This window comes from Paracidovorax avenae ATCC 19860 (assembly GCF_000176855.2).
Lineage (GTDB): Bacteria > Pseudomonadota > Gammaproteobacteria > Burkholderiales > Burkholderiaceae_C > Paracidovorax > Paracidovorax avenae.
This window is the reverse complement of record NC_015138.1, coordinates 2480561-2494983: the sequence shown is the minus strand read 5'-3', so window position 1 is coordinate 2494983 and position 14423 is coordinate 2480561. Positions and strand designations below refer to the sequence as shown.

The following is a 14423-nucleotide window of genomic DNA, read 5'->3' as shown; positions in this document are numbered from 1 at the left end:
TCAAGGAGTGTGCGGACCGGCCTTCGCCTTGCGCGCCGGAATCCACACGCCGAGCATCGCCGCCGCCGCGAGCGACAGCAACCCGGTGACCGCGATGCCGCCCGCCAACGAGGCGGTGGCCACCAGCGCCGACAGCAGCGCCGGCCCGCAGGAGCCGCCCAGGTCCGACAGGAAGCGCCACACGGCCAGGAAGTACTGGCGGCCATGGCGCGGCGCGAAGTCCGCCCCCAGCGTCATGATCAGGCCCGAGCCGATGCCGTTGCCGAAACCGATCGCCGTCGCGGCGATCAGCAGCGTCGCGAAACCGCCGGTGAAGGGCATCGCCAGCAATGCGAGCCCGATGATCGCCATCGACGGCACGGCCACCCAGCGGCGGCCCTTGAGGTCCATGACCCGCCCGGCCGGGTAGAACAGCAGCATCTCGATGCCCCCGGCGATGCCGTAGATCACCGAAGTGACTGCCGGTGCCAGCAGCAGGTGGTCCGCCCACAGCGGGATCACCGCCTGGCGCGAGGCGCGCACCGCACTCACCAGCGCCACCCCGAGCCCCAGGGTCAGGAACACCCGGCGGTGGTCCGCCAGGATGGAACCCAGGCCCACGGGTGCCGGGGCCGGCGCGCCCGCGGGATGGGGCGGGGCCACGAGGTCCGGCAGGCGGGCCCCGACGGCCGCCGCCGCGAGCACGCCCGCGATACCGACGGCGAAGGCGGCCTTCAGCCCGAAGGCATGCACCGCCGCCGCGGAAAGAAACGGCCCGATGAACATGCCGATGCGCATCACCCCGCCCAGGGTGGACAGGGCCCGGGCGCGGTAGGCGGCCGGCACGGCCTCGGTCAGGTAGCTCTGGCGGGCCAGGTTGTAGATGGCCTGCGACATGCCCACCATGCAGCAGCCGATCGCCAGCGGCACGACACCCGGCAGCAGCACGGCCAGCGCCATGCCGATCGCGCTCCACAGGCCTGCGGCGACGATCGCCCAGCGCTCGCCCCAGCGTATCGTGATGTACGACGCGGGGATATTGTTCAGCAGCGAGCCCAGCCCGATCAGCGTGACCACGAACGCCGCCATCGAGACCGATGCGCCCAGTTCCCGGGCCAGCAGGGGCACGATCGGCAGGATGGCCCCCTCGCCCACCCCGAACAGCAGCGACGGCCCGAAGGCCGGCAGCGCGATCCGGCGCCAGGAAAAGGAATCGGTGCCGGCACTGGCGGCAGGAGGCAAAGCGGGGGGCGTGGTGTCATTCATGGGCGAGGCGCTGCGGCAGGCGGCAAGGGCGGCGAACGCCCGGCGCCAACGATACGCCAAGCACGCCCGTAGCGCCGGCCAGGATCGTGGAATGGCGGCCTGCGCCAGGAGGCAGGAGCCGCACGCCCGGCAGCAATATACATATATCGATATACCTGCAGGAGCAAACAATAGTTTGAAACCATAAGGCGAACCCCTACAGTCACGCCCATGCATGACCTTGCGTTCGTTTTCGCGGGATTCGCGGTGGGCCTGATCGTCGGCCTCACCGGGGTCGGCGGCGGCTCCCTGATGACGCCCGTGCTGATCTTCTTCTTCGGCGTCAAGCCCCACCTGGCCATCGGCACGGACCTGCTGTTCGCCGCCTTCACCAAGATGGGCGGGACGGTGAGCCTGGCCCGCCAGCGCCTCGTGCCCTGGCGCGTGGTGGCCCTGCTGTGCGCGGGCAGCATCCCCTCGGCCCTCCTGGCCCTCTGGGCGCTGCGCACCATCGGCCCGGCCAGCGCCACCGCGCAGCACCTGATGACCACCACCCTGGGCGGCGCCCTGCTGCTCACGGCCGCGGCCACGCTGTACAAGGCCTTCGTCTTCTCCCCGGCGCGCCAGGCCGCCGAACGCGCCGCCCGCCAGAGCGAAGGCGCCCAGGCCGACCGCCCCCGCCACTGGAGCCTGCCCGTGCTGCTGGGCGCGCTGATCGGCACGCTGGTCACCTTCACGTCCGTGGGCGCCGGCGCGATCGGGGTCACCGTGCTGCTGATGGTGTTCCCCCTGCTGCCGCTGCCGCGCGTGATCGCCGCGGACATCGCCTATGCCGTGCCGCTGACGCTGGTGGCGGGGCTGGGCCATGCCAGCCTCGGCTCCGTGGACTGGCCGCTTCTCGCACAATTGCTGGCCGGCTCGCTGCCGGGCATCTGGCTGGGCTCGCGGCTCGTCTCCCGCGCGCCGGAGCGGTTCATCCGCTCGGCCCTTTCCGTGCTGCTCGCCTGGGCGGGCGCCAAACTGGTTCTGATCTGAGCGCGCCTGCGAGGCGCACCACCCCACCATGTACCAATACACAGAATTCGACCAACAGTTCATCCGCCTGCGTGCGGACCAGTACCGCGATCAGCTGGACCGCTTCCAGGCCGGCAAGCTCTCCGGCGACGAGTTCAAGCCGCTGCGCCTGCAGAACGGCTGGTACGTGCAGCGCTACGCTCCCATGCTGCGCGTGGCCGTGCCCTACGGCGAACTCTCCAGCGGCCAGCTGCGCGTGCTGGCCCGCATCGCCCGCGAATACGACATCCCAGAGCCGGCGCTGCTGGCCGAGGCCCAGGCCACGCAGGAAAAGCTCGGCGACATCCCGCTCGCCGATGGCCGCCGCATCGGCACGCGCCTGAAGTACGGCTACGGCCACTTCACCACGCGCACGAACGTGCAGTACAACTGGATCCCGCTGGACAAGAGCGCCGACGTCATGGACCTGCTGGCCTCCGTGCACATGCACGGCATCCAGACCAGCGGCAACTGCATCCGCAACATCACCAGCGACGCGCTGGCCGGCATCGCCGCCGACGAGATCGCCGATCCGCGCCCCTTCGCCGAGATCCTGCGCCAGTGGAGCACGCTGCACCCCGAGTTCGCCTTCCTGCCGCGCAAGTTCAAGGTGTCGCTCAACGGCGCCCGCGAAGACCGCGCCGCGCTCGGCTGGTACGACGTGGGCCTGCAGCTCGTGAAGAACGAGGCCGGCGAGCTGGGCTTCCAGGTGCGCGTGGGCGGCGGCATGGGCCGCACGCCGGTCATCAGCCCGGTGGTGCGCGAGTTCCTGCCCTGGAACCAGCTCATGAACTACCTCGAAGCCGTGATCCGCGTCTACAACCGCTACGGCCGCCGCGACAACCTCTGGAAGGCGCGCATCAAGATCCTCGTGAAGTCCGAGGGCCAGACCTACGTGGACCAGGTGGAAGAGGAATTCCGCCAGATCGTCGAGGTGGAGGGCGGCCCCCACACCATCACGCAGGCCGAATACGACCGCGTGGCCGCCTGCTTCCACGACCCCGTGCCCGACCTGGGCGGCGCGGACGCCGAAAGCCAGACGCTGTCGCTGCTGCGCGCAGCCGCCGAAGGCGACAAGGGTTTCGGCCGCTGGCTCACGCGCAACGTGCTGCCGCACCGCCACCCGCTGCTGCGCGCCGTGGTGCTGTCGTTCAAGCGCATCGGCTATGCGCCGGGCGACGCCACGGCCGACCAGATGGACGCGGCCGCCGACCTGGCCGACCGCTACTCCTGCGGCGAGGCCCGCGTGACGCACGAGCAGAACCTGCTGCTGCCCTGGGTGCGCGCCGACCAGCTGCCCGCACTCTACGAGGAAGCGCGCGCGCTGGGCCTGGCCCAGCCCAACATCGGGCTGCTGACCGACATGATCGCCTGCCCCGGCGGCGACTTCTGCTCGCTCGCCAACGCGCGCTCGCTGCCCATCGCCGAAGCCATCACCGAGCGCTACCAGGACCTGGACGAGCTCTGGGACCTGGGCGAGATCGACCTGCACATCAGCGGCTGCATCAATTCCTGCGGCCACCACCACAGCGGCCACATCGGCATCCTGGGCGTGGACAAGGACGGCAAGGAGTGGTACCAGATCACGCTCGGCGGCGCCGACGGCACCGACCTGTCGGGCCCGGCCGTGCCCGGCAAGATCATCGGGCCGTCCTTCAGCGCGGCCGAAGTGCCCGGCGTGATCGAGGCGCTGCTGGCCACCTACCGCGACCAGCGCCAGCCGCTGTCGCCCGAAGCCGCCGGCAGCGCCCGCGGCCAGAAGCACGAGCACTTCATCGACACCGTGCGCCGCGTCGGCATCGAGCCCTTCAAGGCCGCCGCCAACGCTGCCCGCCATCCCGCCGAGAGCGTGGCCGCCTGAGCCCCGAGCACCGCATTCCCACGAGAGATACCATGAAAATCATCGCCGCCCACGATCCCGCCGCCACCGCGCCGGGGCACCACGTGCTGGCCATGCCCAACGACGCCGATCCGCTCGTGCAGGACCTGGCGGGCATCGAACGCATCGACCTGCATTTCCCCAAGTTCACCGATGGCCGCGCCTTCAGCCAGGCCCGCCTGCTGCGCCAGCGGCGCGGCTTCCGCGGCGAGATACGGGCCACCGGCGACGTGCTGATCGACCAGCTCGTGCAGATGGCGCGCTGCGGCTTCGACGTGGCCGTGCTGCGCGAAGGCGTGGACCTGACCGATGCGCAGCGCCAGTTCGACCGCTTCCACGCCTTCTACCAGGGCGACGCAGCGCATCCCCTGCCGCATTTCCGGGACGCTGCCTGAGGCGCCCGCCGCACACGAGAAAAGAACGAGAGAACGACTGCATGAACGCCCGCACCGAACCCCACGTGCTCAGCCAGCTCAGCAACCGCCACCTCGACGCGCTGGAGGAAGAGACCATCTTCATCCTGCGCGAAGTGGCCGCCGCCTTCGAGCGCCCCGCCCTGCTGTTTTCGGGCGGCAAGGATTCGCTGGTGATGCTCAAGTGCGCCGAGAAGGCTTTCGGTGCGGGTCGCATCCCGTATCCGCTGCTGATGATCGACACCGGCCACAACTTCCCCGAGGTCACGGATTTCCGCGACTTCCGCGCGAAGGAACTGGGCGCCGAGCTGATCGTGCGCAGCGTGGAGGATTCGATGGCGCGCGGCACCGTGCGTCTGGCCCACCCCGGAGAAAGCCGCAACGTGCACCAGTCGGTGACGCTGCTGGAAGCGATCGAGGAATTCCGCTTCGACGCGCTGATCGGCGGCGCCCGGCGCGACGAGGAAAAGGCCCGCGCCAAGGAGCGCATCTTCTCGCACCGCGACAGCTTCGGCCAGTGGCAGCCCAAGGCCCAGCGGCCCGAGCTGTGGACGCTGTTCAACACGCGCCTGGCCCCGGGCGAGCACTTCCGCGTGTTCCCCATCAGCAACTGGACCGAACTGGACGTATGGCAGTACATCGACCGCGAGCAGATCGCCCTGCCTTCGCTCTACTACGCGCACCAGCGCGCCGTGGTCGAGCGCAAGGGCCTGCTCGTGCCGGTGACCGAGCTCACGCCGCCGCGCGAGGGCGAGGAAGTGGTGACGCGCGAAGTGCGCTTCCGCACCGTGGGCGACATCACCTGCACCTGCCCCGTGGCCAGCGGCGCCGCGACGGCGGCGGACATCGTGATCGAGACGCTGGCGGCCGACGTGAGCGAGCGAGGCGCCACCCGCATGGACGACAAGACGTCCGACGCCTCCATGGAAAAGCGCAAGAAGGACGGATACTTTTGAAGGCATCCCCCTGAGGCGCTGCGCGCCTTCCCCCTTCTCTCGCCGGGCTGCGCCCGGTGGGAAGGGGGACACCGCCAGTGCGGCGGGGCGGCCCTTGCACGGCGGTTCTCGCCCGGGCCGCGTCCATTTTTAACGCCCCGCGTGGGCGACTGAAAGAGTTGGATGACAAACACGACTGATTCGATGGCTGCCAAAGCAGCCACGGCCACTTCGGCAGGCCAGAACGATCACCAATCCGCACTCCGCTTCATCACCTGCGGCTCGGTCGATGACGGCAAGAGCACGCTGATCGGGCGCCTGCTGGTGGACAGCCGCGCCGTGCTGCAGGACCACCTGGCCGGCGTGACGCGCGGCGGCGAGACCGATCTGGCGCTGCTCACCGACGGCCTCTCGGCCGAGCGCGAGCAGGGCATCACCATCGACGTGGCCTACCGCTACTTCGCCACCGAGACGCGCAAGTTCATCATCGGCGATGCACCGGGCCACGAGCAGTACACCCGCAACATGGTCACGGCCGCCTCCAGCGCCGATGCGGCCGTGGTGCTGGTCGATGCCACCAAGCTCGACTGGCGCGACCCGCAGCTGGCGCTGCTGCCGCAGACGCGCCGCCACTCCCTGCTGGTGCACCTGCTGCGCGTGCATTCGCTGGTGTTCGCCGTGAACAAGCTCGACGCAGTGGACGACCCCGCCCTCGCATGGCGCCACATCCGGGCCGCGCTGGAAACCTTCGCCCGGACGGCCGGCATCGCCGTGCGCGCCACCGTGCCCGTGTCCGCGCTCAAGGGATGGAACGTGGTCGATGCGCAGCCCGGCTGGTGCGGCTACGAAGGCCCGAGCCTGCTGCAGATCCTGGAGCAGCTGCCCCATACGCCCGCCGACACCGGACTGGCCCTGGCCTTCCCGGTGCAGTGGGTGGAGAAATTCTCGTCCTCGGCAGACACCACGCAGGGCCGCCGCGTGTTCTGGGGCCGCGTCGCCGCGGGCCAGGTCGCGCCCGGCACGGAAGTGCAGGTGTTCCCGAGCGGCCAGCTCGCCCGCGTGGCACAGGTGCTCGACCACGCCCGCCAACCGCACACCGTGCAGGCCGGCACCAGCGCGGGCATCATCCTCGACCGCGAAGTGGACGTCTCGCGCGGCGACTGGATACTGGCTGCGCCCACCCCCGCGGCAACGGCCGGCGCGGACGATTTCGACACCCCGGCGCCGGTGCCCGCCTGGCCGGCGCGCCGCGAGATCCGCGCCACCGTGGCCTGGATGGACGACGAGCCCCTGGTGGCCGGCCGCGTGTATTGGGCACTGCACGGCCACCGCTGGGTCAAGGCCAAGGCGCAGCGCGTGGTGCACCGCCTGAACATCCACACGCTGGCCGAGGAAGAGGCGGCGCAGCTGGAGCCCAACGCCATCGGCCACGTGGACCTGCTGCTGCAGGAAGCCCTGCCCGCCGCGCCGTTCGGCCAGGCCCGCGTGCTGGGTTCCCTGATCCTCGTGGACACCGCGAGCCACCGCACCGCCGCAGCCGTGCTGGTTAACTGAAACCGCCCCGGACCCGAACCGCCCTAAAATTGCGGGTTACCCCGACCCAAAGACTGCCTCTCATGACTCACGTCGTCTCCGAAAACTGCATCAAGTGCAAGTACACCGATTGCGTGGACGTGTGCCCCGTGGACTGCTTCCGCGAAGGCCCGAACTTCCTCGTGATCGATCCCGACGAGTGCATCGACTGCGCCGTGTGCATTCCCGAGTGCCCGGCCAACGCGATCTACGCCGAGGAAGACCTGCCCGCCGACCAGCAAGCCTTCATCAAGCTCAATGCCGAGCTCGCTCCGCAGTGGAAGAGCATCACCAAGCGCAAGGCCTCGCTGCCCGACGCCGACGAGTGGAACGGCAAGCCCGGCAAGATCGCCGAACTCGTCCGCTGAAAGATGAACACATCCCCCCGGGCGGCTGCGCCGCTCCCCCCTTCTCTGGCGGTGCTCCGCTGGCCGGAAGGGGGGCGGCGCCGGCGCGGCGGGGCGGCCCTTGCGCGGCGTCCGTGATGGAAAACGCTCGCGCCATCGAAGCCGATGCCGTGGTCATCGGCGCGGGGCCCGTGGGGCTCTTCCAGGTCTTCCAGCTCGGCCTGCAGGGCATCGCCGCGCATGTGATTGACGCCCTGCCCAACGTCGGCGGCCAGTGCGCCGAGCTGTACGCCGACAAACCCATCTACGACATCCCGGGCGTGCCCGTGTGCACCGGCCGCGAGCTGGTGGCATTGCTGAACCGGCAGATCGCGCCGTTTTCCCCGCAACTGCATCTCTCCCAGCGCGTCGATACGCTGCAGCCCGCCCCCGATGGCGGCTTCCTGCTCGCCACCGACACCGGCACCACGCTGCATGCGCGCACCGTGTTCATCGCGGCCGGCGTGGGGGCCTTCGTGCCGCGCACGCTCAAGATCGACGGCATCGAACGCTTTTACGGCACCCAGGTCTTCCACCACGAAGAGCCCGCGCCCACCCGCGGCCGGCAGGTGGTGGTCCTGGGGGGCGAAGACACGGCCGTGGCACGCGCCATCGCCTGCGCCGAGGCCGGACCCGAGGCCGCCGCGAGCGTCACCCTGGTGCACCGCCGCGACGCCTTCCAGGCGCCGCCGCAGGACCTCGCCCGGCTGCAGGCACTGCGCGACGGTGGCCGCATCCGCGTCCTGGCCGCCCAGGCCACGGGCATCGAGACCACGGACCGGCTCGCCGCCGTGCGCCTCCTCGCTTCCGACGGCTCGGAGCACGCCCTGCCCCTGGACACGCTGCTGCTGTGCCTGGGCGTTTCGCCGCGCCTAGGCCCCATCGCCGACTGGGGACTGGCGCTGGAGCGCAAGCAGGTGAAAGTGGACACGGCCACCTTCTCGGCCGGGGTGGCGGGGCTCTACGCCGTCGGCGACATCAACACCTATCCCGGCAAGCGCAAGCTCATCCTCTGCGGCTTCCACGAGGCCACGCTGGCCGCGTTCGCGGCGGCCGAGCACCTGGCCGGCGCGCCGGTCGCCCTGCAGTACACGACCACCAGCACCCGGCTCAAGGAACGCCTGGGCGTCGCAGGCTGACGCGCCTGCAGGAAGGACGAAGGCCCCTGGCAGCGGTGCCAGGGGCCTTCGCCCCGCGCCATCTCCCTCCCAGAAGTGGCGCGTTTCTCTCTTTTGTTGTTATCGCGACGGACTCGCTTCTCCTCCCTGGCCGTGTCGGCCATGTTCTCCTGGTTTCAATCCGCAATCACCTGCACGGCCGCGCCCACGCGGTGGGCATGCGTGCAGAGCGCCTTGAGCTCCCGGAGGAAATCGCTCAGCGGCGTATAGGGCAGCCGGCACAGTACGCCATCGCACTCGCTGCTCCAGCGCAGCAGATCCTGCCCGTGCACGTGCATTTCGGCGCAGCTGCCGTGGTAGTGGCGCCAGAAGGCGGACAGGTAGCCTTGTTCGGGCGCCGAGCCCATCACGTGCTGGTAATAGGACTCCCACAGGGTCTGCGGCTGCCACAAGGCACCCGCCGCTGCGCGCCGGGAAGAGGCCTGCACGCCGGAAGAGAGGGTGATGCATCGCATGTGCCGACTCCCTGGCGCTGTTCAGGCGCCCACCCGGCCGGTGTGCCACCCTGACGGTGAAGCCCTGAAATGGCGGGGCAGGCCCGCGCCAGGGGCGGAAGCCCCTTGCGGAACTCCATCGATCTGCCGGTGGCTCTGCGGTTGCTGCATGACGATTCTCTCGAAGGATTGATGACCCCGGCCGGCGGCCGGCCAGGTCTTCCCCCTCTGATGACGGTATGGTTCTTGTAGCGACTGCTATTGCAGCGCGGTGACCGTAATCTAGAGAAAAGTCGCGCAACAACCCATTACATGCGATTACAGACCCGCTGCATCATGGCCGGGCTCCGGGCCGTTCGCCTTCGAGGCGGCCACCCTTGCGGATGCGGAAGGCATAGTCGCCGAACCGCACTTCCCCGCGGCGCCGCTCCACCACGGAGACCGTGTCGCCCGCGGCACCCAGGGTGTTCTGGACCTGCCGCCGCGCCCGGAACAGCTGGATGTTCAGGTACGGCACGTCGACCCCCAGCATGCGCGCCAGGGCGTCGATGGCCAGCCAGCCCTGGCTGGCCATGGGAACGTCCCGCCCGGCATCCTGCAGTCGCTGGCGCGCGAGCGTGAGCAGGGTGTAGTGGTGGATGCGCTCGCCCAGGGACAGCGACTGGCCGCCCAGCTGGATGTCGAGGCAGACATGCTCCTCGTCCTGGCTCACGTCGAAATCGAACAGCGGGGCCGGCAGCGCCGCAGCGGACGGCATGCGCGGCACGTCCTGCGTGGCACCCAGGTCCTCGCAGAGCACGAACTCCCAGCGCTGGCCGCCCGCCTGGACGATGTGGCCGTCCAGCAGGGGCTGCACCTGGTCCATGCGGTCCCACCACCAGCGCCCTTCGGACTGGAACACGTTGGATTCGGCCGCGGAGGCATGGGGCAGCAGGTTTTCCTGGATGTCCAGCACCCGCAGCACGGGTTCGCCCCCGAGCGGCCAGAGGCCGGTCCTGGGCGGCGAGGCATCCACCAGGGTCCACACGGCCGCGGCGGAAGCGCCGAAGCGGATTTCGGAGCCCTCCGCCAGGCCGTGCCAGTGCGCGGGCTGCAGCCGCGCATTGTCCAGCAGGGTGCCGTTGCGGCTCTGGTCGGCAACCTCCCAGCGCATGCCGGACCAGCGCACGATGGCATGGAGCTTGGATACATCGGCCTCCTGCAGTACCGTGCGGCACGAATCCGGATGCCGGCCGAAGGTATGCAGGGGACGGAGCACGATGCTCCGGCCGCTCGAAAGGTTGCGCAAAATCGCCATCGTGCTCCGCAGGAACGCTTTCAGTTCAGACGTAGAGGGGCCAGGGGTTGAGGTCGCCCTCGTCCCACGCGGCATCGCGCCATCCCATCGCCACGGGTACGCGCGACAGGCGGGGATTCGCGAGTTCCGGCCAGATATGGCAGGCGCCGGGAAGCGTGGTCTTGACCGTGCGCAGCGGAAGGTCCGGGCGCGAGTAATCGTGCACCACCACTTCCAGGCCGCACCTCCGGGCCGCCTCCACGCAGGCCGCGATGTCCTCACGGATGCCGCCGCGCCGGCCCGTTGCCGCGCAGGCGCGGACGGAAGACGCGATGCCGTGATTATCCCCTCCTTCCGGCAGGAGGAACTGCGGGGATGCACTGCGCAGGCCGTTCCAGTGCCCGGGCAGGGTCTTGCCCACCGCCACCAGCTGCACCAGTTCCGTCAAGGCCCGCTCGCAGGCCATGTCGGCGCCCAGGCTGCACCCGAAGCCCAGCGCCCAGTCGCCATCGGCGTGGCGGCCCACGGCAGCCACCACCGGGATGCCGACATCGTGGGTCAGGTCCAGCGCCCAGAAGCTCCAGCCACTGCCGAGTGTGGAGCGCACGCGGCCGACGTGCTCCGGGTCTGCACGGCCGAGATCGAACGCGGGCATGGCCAGTTCGTTGTACCACCAGATCGCCGTGGCATCGCGCTCGACCACCTCCAGCAGGCCCTGCAGGACGGCCTCCTCCACGCAGTTGCCGGCGGCGCAGCCGTTCGAGTTCCACTCGCCGTAGCGGGACCAGCGCTCGGGTACGCCCGCATAACAGTGGGCGAGCGGCAGAAAGCACGGCGCCCCGCGCGTGAGGGACCAGGCGGGGGTCCAGGCCAGCGGCGCCCCGGCAGGATGGGCCAGGGTGCGCCGGACGCGGTCGTCCCCCGGGCCGCATCGCGCACGCTGCCGGTCGCTCACGAACACCAGGGAGCGCGGCCCGAAGGCGGGAGCGGGCAGCGCGTCTTCACACGCCTCGGTCCAGGCTTCGTCGCCCTGGAAACCCGCGGCGTAGCGCTCCACCGCCTCGCACAGCGCACTCGCCTGCGCCTGGGCGGCGGTCATGCCCTTGCCGAGGCACCAGCGCGCCGCCACCGGGCCGCCTTCCTGCGGGCCGGCCGGATGGAAGGCACTGCGATAGACCGTGATGGCACCGGCTTCCGCCAGGGGCAGCGGCGAGCACTCCGTCACCACGCCGGCCCACGCGCCGACGGAGGACTGCACGGCCTGGACCGTGGCTTCAGGCGGTACCGTGCGGGAGCCGCCCCGCGCGCCCGGCAAGGTCTGCACATCACGCAACTGCACGGGCTGCCGGGCCTGTCGCTCCATCCACCCGACATCCCCGCACTGCGGGCATTGGGGCCGCCGCGGCGCCGCCTCCCATGCTTCCGGATCACCCTCACCTCCGGCCGGCGCCTGGGGGTTGCCGAGCACGGCGAACCGCCCGGGCACGGCATCGGCCAGCAGGCGGCACGCGGCTTCCTGCGCCTGGCGCCAGCGCAGCGCCCGGCCCGCCGGGTCGCTGAACAGGGGCACCAGCCCGTGCGAGCCCGGAACCTCCCGCTCCAGCCAGGCGCGCCCTGGACTGTTGCGCCGCAGGCGGTGCAGGAAGCAGTGCCAGCACGGCCCGGACCCGCCCGGGCGCAGCAGGGGGCCGGCGATGGACTGCGCGCCGCCCAGGCGCACGGGTAGCCACCAGCGCGACCGGTCCGCCTGGAGAGCGCGCTCCCACTCCCCCGCCAGCCGGGGATCGAAATAGTCTTCGCACAACACGAGGTCCACTTCCGCCATGGCGCCTCCACCAGCGGCATCCACCGCAGCACGCCAGGCAGGCAGCGCGCCGGGCTCCACCAGCCAGGTCACGCTGCCGGCGTCGCCCTCTTCATGCACCGGCGCGGCATCCACGCGGGGAACGGCCCAGCCACCGGGAGCTGCACCGCGCGCGAACAGATCACCGCGGCGCGCCAGCGCCTCCATCGCCGACAGCAGGCCGGGCAGGTGCCGCGGATCGCCACCGGCCGCGCACCAGGCCGCGGGGGCCAGTGCACCGTCCACCAGATGCGCGAGGATGGCCGACTCCGCGAAGGGCAGAAAAAACGCGCCTACCTCCTCGACCAGGATCGGGGCGGAGGGGATGGACGTGGCGGACAGGGCCGCAGGGCGCTGCACCGCGCGGAAGCGGGGGTGCCAGCAAGGCACGGTATGAAACCAATCCATGGGCATACAGGGAGTATCGAGGCAACAAGATCCGGCCAGGAGGCCTTGCTCGAAAAGACGAAGAACGCAGGCCCGGAATTCGCAGCCCAGTCACTGCGTTCGGAACGCAACCGGGGCGAGGACTGCACAGCGCATAAATTGCCGCGTGACTTTAGCTGTGACTCCGCAGAGCTTCGACAGGCGAGCGATCCGTCGAGTCCGGCTGGCTTGCGGTTCACCTGACAACGTCGCGAGCTGAACAATCGGTATAGCGCCCACCAATGACAGACAGACTCAGCCGGCGAAATTCAGCGGATTCAACGCCCCGGCCCGTGACCAGCAACGCCGCTTCGATCAGCCGGCATGAAACGCCACCGCGCCCGACCTCCCGTCCGGTACATGCGCTGCCAGCCGGCTTCCCGGCACCATCGCAGAGATCGCGCAGTTCATCGCCTTCACGGGTCAGGGCCTCACTGCCGGCAAAAGTGCCGGAGACATCGGGCAACAGGCCTGCGATCCGTTTGCCGGCCGCACCCAGGGGGTCGGACGAGATCTTCGGCCTGGGGGAACTCCCTCCTCCTGGCCAGTCCCGATGGGACTATTTGGCCCATCCTCAAAACTGGCGCCCCGAGCGGCGTCAATTGCATGACCGGCTGATCGGCGATGCGAAAACTGCAGCCCAGGATTTCGCCGAGGTGATCGAGCGCGGTGGCCACCCACCGACATTGTTCGCGTTGCGAGGCAATACGGCTGCGGGAAAGACACGCATGGCGACACAAACCATCCCCGTACTCGCCAATGCCCTCAAGGAGAGTGGCGGCGCCGGCTGTATTAATCCCGACATCTTCAAACGTTCGCTCGCAGAAACTCCAGAGGGAGCAAAACTTACCTCGGCGCAGGTACACGCCGAGTCGTGCATCCTCGCTGACCGGCTTGAAGACGAACTCCGATTGCAGAAGACCGCGAGCGGCGCGGCGATCAGCATGCTGGTCGATAAGCGACTGGCTGGAGCGCACGAAATCGACGCGTACATCAAGCTGGCTCAGCAGACCGGTCGCAAAATCGAGTTGTGCGATATTGATGCTCCACTCGAGCAGTCACTCATGGGCGTGCTGCAGCGCAAGCACGAAGGTGACGCCCCCCGGCCACCCTACGTTGCGGTTGCCAACGGATTCTCGGCGGTTCGCGGGCACCGGCTCGATGTCATCGACAAGTTTCTCTCGAACCCGACCTTGGGGAGCTATCATCTATTCGGCACTACCGGGAATGGCAGCAAGGCGATGGTTGCCAGCGTCGTCAACGGTGAACTGAGCATTCATGACCCTCAGTTATACGAGGCCATTACAGATCCCCAAGGTGCCCGGGCAGGCGATAGCGGCGATCAGATCATTGACGCTGCGCTGATCGACCGGCTGACCAAAGGTATAGACGACCCAGCGCGAGCCATGGATGCCCGCACCGCATTGGAGCGGTACGCGGGCATGACGTGGTCGGACGCTCTGGCCGCCCATAGTTCACTGACTTGACCCCGAAAAATACCATGACAGGCCTGAAAGGCGCAGATGCGCTCGACTTCCATAAGAAACTCAAGGAACGCAATGCTGCTTTACGCAATGCGGAGTTGAACGCGGCGAAGGAACTGGCCGACAAAAATGGCAAGGAGCCTTTTGATCTAGTGAAACTGGAGAGGCTTTGCGATACCAGTCAAGCAGGCCGCCTTGCTGAATGGAACGAACGGCAAGCCATGTACGAATACATGTATTACGTCGAGCACAAAAATGTTGGCACGTTGCAGGACTTCGCCCGGGTGGTGACAACGCTCGCGTCCTGGTCTTAAAGCGAC

Annotated in this window: 14 protein-coding genes; 9 read left to right on the top strand and 5 right to left on the bottom strand. The window is 69.2% G+C overall.

Features of this window, described 5'->3' with window-relative positions; genetic code table 11:
• Positions 1–1245, bottom strand: a complete 1245-nt coding sequence (locus ACAV_RS11015; protein WP_013594654.1) for an MFS transporter — start codon at positions 1243–1245, stop codon at positions 1–3.
• Positions 1246–1455: 210 nt separating this feature from the next.
• Here ACAV_RS11015 and ACAV_RS11010 point away from each other — a divergent pair, with 210 nt between their 5' ends.
• From ACAV_RS11010 to ACAV_RS10980, 7 genes are all read left to right on the top strand, one after another.
• A complete protein-coding gene (locus ACAV_RS11010; protein WP_013594653.1) occupies positions 1456–2259 on the top strand; it encodes a sulfite exporter TauE/SafE family protein in 804 nt (267 codons plus the stop codon).
• A 28-nt stretch (positions 2260–2287) separates the two neighbouring features.
• Entirely contained in the window at positions 2288–4138 is a 1851-nt protein-coding gene (locus ACAV_RS11005; protein ID WP_013594652.1) for a nitrite/sulfite reductase, read from the top strand.
• A 32-nt stretch (positions 4139–4170) separates the two neighbouring features.
• Entirely contained in the window at positions 4171–4551 is a 381-nt protein-coding gene (locus ACAV_RS11000; protein ID WP_013594651.1) for a DUF934 domain-containing protein, read from the top strand.
• Between the two features lie 41 nt (positions 4552–4592).
• On the top strand, positions 4593–5525 hold the full coding sequence (cysD, locus tag ACAV_RS10995) for a sulfate adenylyltransferase subunit CysD (RefSeq protein ID WP_013594650.1): 933 nt from the start codon (positions 4593–4595) through the stop codon (positions 5523–5525).
• 183 nt (positions 5526–5708) lie between these two features.
• The gene (locus tag ACAV_RS10990; RefSeq protein ID WP_013594649.1) at positions 5709–7058 is read left to right on the top strand and encodes a sulfate adenylyltransferase subunit 1; all 1350 of its coding nucleotides are present in this window, start codon (positions 5709–5711) and stop codon (positions 7056–7058) included.
• A gap of 62 nt (positions 7059–7120) precedes the next feature.
• Complete coding sequence (fdxA, locus tag ACAV_RS10985) at positions 7121–7444, top strand: ferredoxin FdxA (protein ID WP_013594648.1); 324 nt, start codon at positions 7121–7123, stop codon at positions 7442–7444.
• A gap of 116 nt (positions 7445–7560) precedes the next feature.
• The gene (locus tag ACAV_RS10980) at positions 7561–8601 is read left to right on the top strand and encodes an NAD(P)/FAD-dependent oxidoreductase (RefSeq protein ID WP_013594647.1); all 1041 of its coding nucleotides are present in this window, start codon (positions 7561–7563) and stop codon (positions 8599–8601) included.
• 155 nt (positions 8602–8756) lie between these two features.
• Here the strand turns inward: ACAV_RS10980 and ACAV_RS10975 are convergent, their stop codons facing one another.
• The 4 genes from ACAV_RS10975 to ACAV_RS25080 all read right to left on the bottom strand — a co-directional run bounded on the left by ACAV_RS10975 (position 8757) and on the right by ACAV_RS25080 (position 13085).
• Positions 8757–9095, bottom strand: coding sequence for a hypothetical protein (locus ACAV_RS10975; protein ID WP_013594646.1), 339 nt, complete (start codon positions 9093–9095; stop codon positions 8757–8759).
• A gap of 313 nt (positions 9096–9408) precedes the next feature.
• A complete protein-coding gene (locus ACAV_RS10970) occupies positions 9409–10332 on the bottom strand; it encodes an FHA domain-containing protein (RefSeq protein WP_225981503.1) in 924 nt (307 codons plus the stop codon).
• Between the two features lie 64 nt (positions 10333–10396).
• Positions 10397–12583, bottom strand: coding sequence for a TOMM precursor leader peptide-binding protein (locus tag ACAV_RS10965; RefSeq protein WP_244875536.1), 2187 nt, complete (start codon positions 12581–12583; stop codon positions 10397–10399).
• Positions 12584–12815: 232 nt separating this feature from the next.
• A complete protein-coding gene (locus ACAV_RS25080; RefSeq protein WP_225981505.1) occupies positions 12816–13085 on the bottom strand; it encodes a hypothetical protein in 270 nt (89 codons plus the stop codon).
• Between ACAV_RS25080 and xopAJ the strand changes: the two genes are divergently transcribed.
• The gene (gene xopAJ / locus ACAV_RS10960; RefSeq protein ID WP_280512898.1) at positions 13066–14106 is read left to right on the top strand and encodes a XopAJ/AvrRxo1 family type III secretion system effector zeta toxin; all 1041 of its coding nucleotides are present in this window, start codon (positions 13066–13068) and stop codon (positions 14104–14106) included. The genes ACAV_RS25080 and xopAJ overlap by 20 nt on opposite strands.
• A 14-nt stretch (positions 14107–14120) precedes the next feature.
• Positions 14121–14417 (top strand): hypothetical protein, encoded by a 297-nt coding sequence (locus ACAV_RS10955; RefSeq protein WP_013594642.1) that lies wholly within the window; start codon positions 14121–14123, stop codon positions 14415–14417.
• Positions 14418–14423: the final 6 nt, after the last annotated feature.

Excerpts from the sequence above, each read along its gene's own strand:
- ACAV_RS11005 (WP_013594652.1), top strand. The coding sequence starts at position 2,288 with ATGTACCAATACACAGAATTCGACCAACAGTTCATCCGCCTGCGTGCG.
- fdxA (WP_013594648.1), top strand. The coding sequence starts at position 7,121 with ATGACTCACGTCGTCTCCGAAAACTGCATCAAGTGCAAGTACACCGAT.
- ACAV_RS10980 (WP_013594647.1), top strand. The coding sequence starts at position 7,561 with ATGGAAAACGCTCGCGCCATCGAAGCCGATGCCGTGGTCATCGGCGCG.
- ACAV_RS11010 (WP_013594653.1), top strand. The coding sequence starts at position 1,456 with ATGCATGACCTTGCGTTCGTTTTCGCGGGATTCGCGGTGGGCCTGATC.
- ACAV_RS10975 (WP_013594646.1), bottom strand. The coding sequence starts at position 9,095 with ATGCGATGCATCACCCTCTCTTCCGGCGTGCAGGCCTCTTCCCGGCGC.
- ACAV_RS11000 (WP_013594651.1), top strand. The coding sequence starts at position 4,171 with ATGAAAATCATCGCCGCCCACGATCCCGCCGCCACCGCGCCGGGGCAC.
- cysD (WP_013594650.1), top strand. The coding sequence starts at position 4,593 with ATGAACGCCCGCACCGAACCCCACGTGCTCAGCCAGCTCAGCAACCGC.
- ACAV_RS10990 (WP_013594649.1), top strand. The coding sequence starts at position 5,709 with ATGGCTGCCAAAGCAGCCACGGCCACTTCGGCAGGCCAGAACGATCAC.
- ACAV_RS11015 (WP_013594654.1), bottom strand. The coding sequence starts at position 1,245 with ATGAATGACACCACGCCCCCCGCTTTGCCTCCTGCCGCCAGTGCCGGC.
- ACAV_RS10955 (WP_013594642.1), top strand. The coding sequence starts at position 14,121 with ATGACAGGCCTGAAAGGCGCAGATGCGCTCGACTTCCATAAGAAACTC.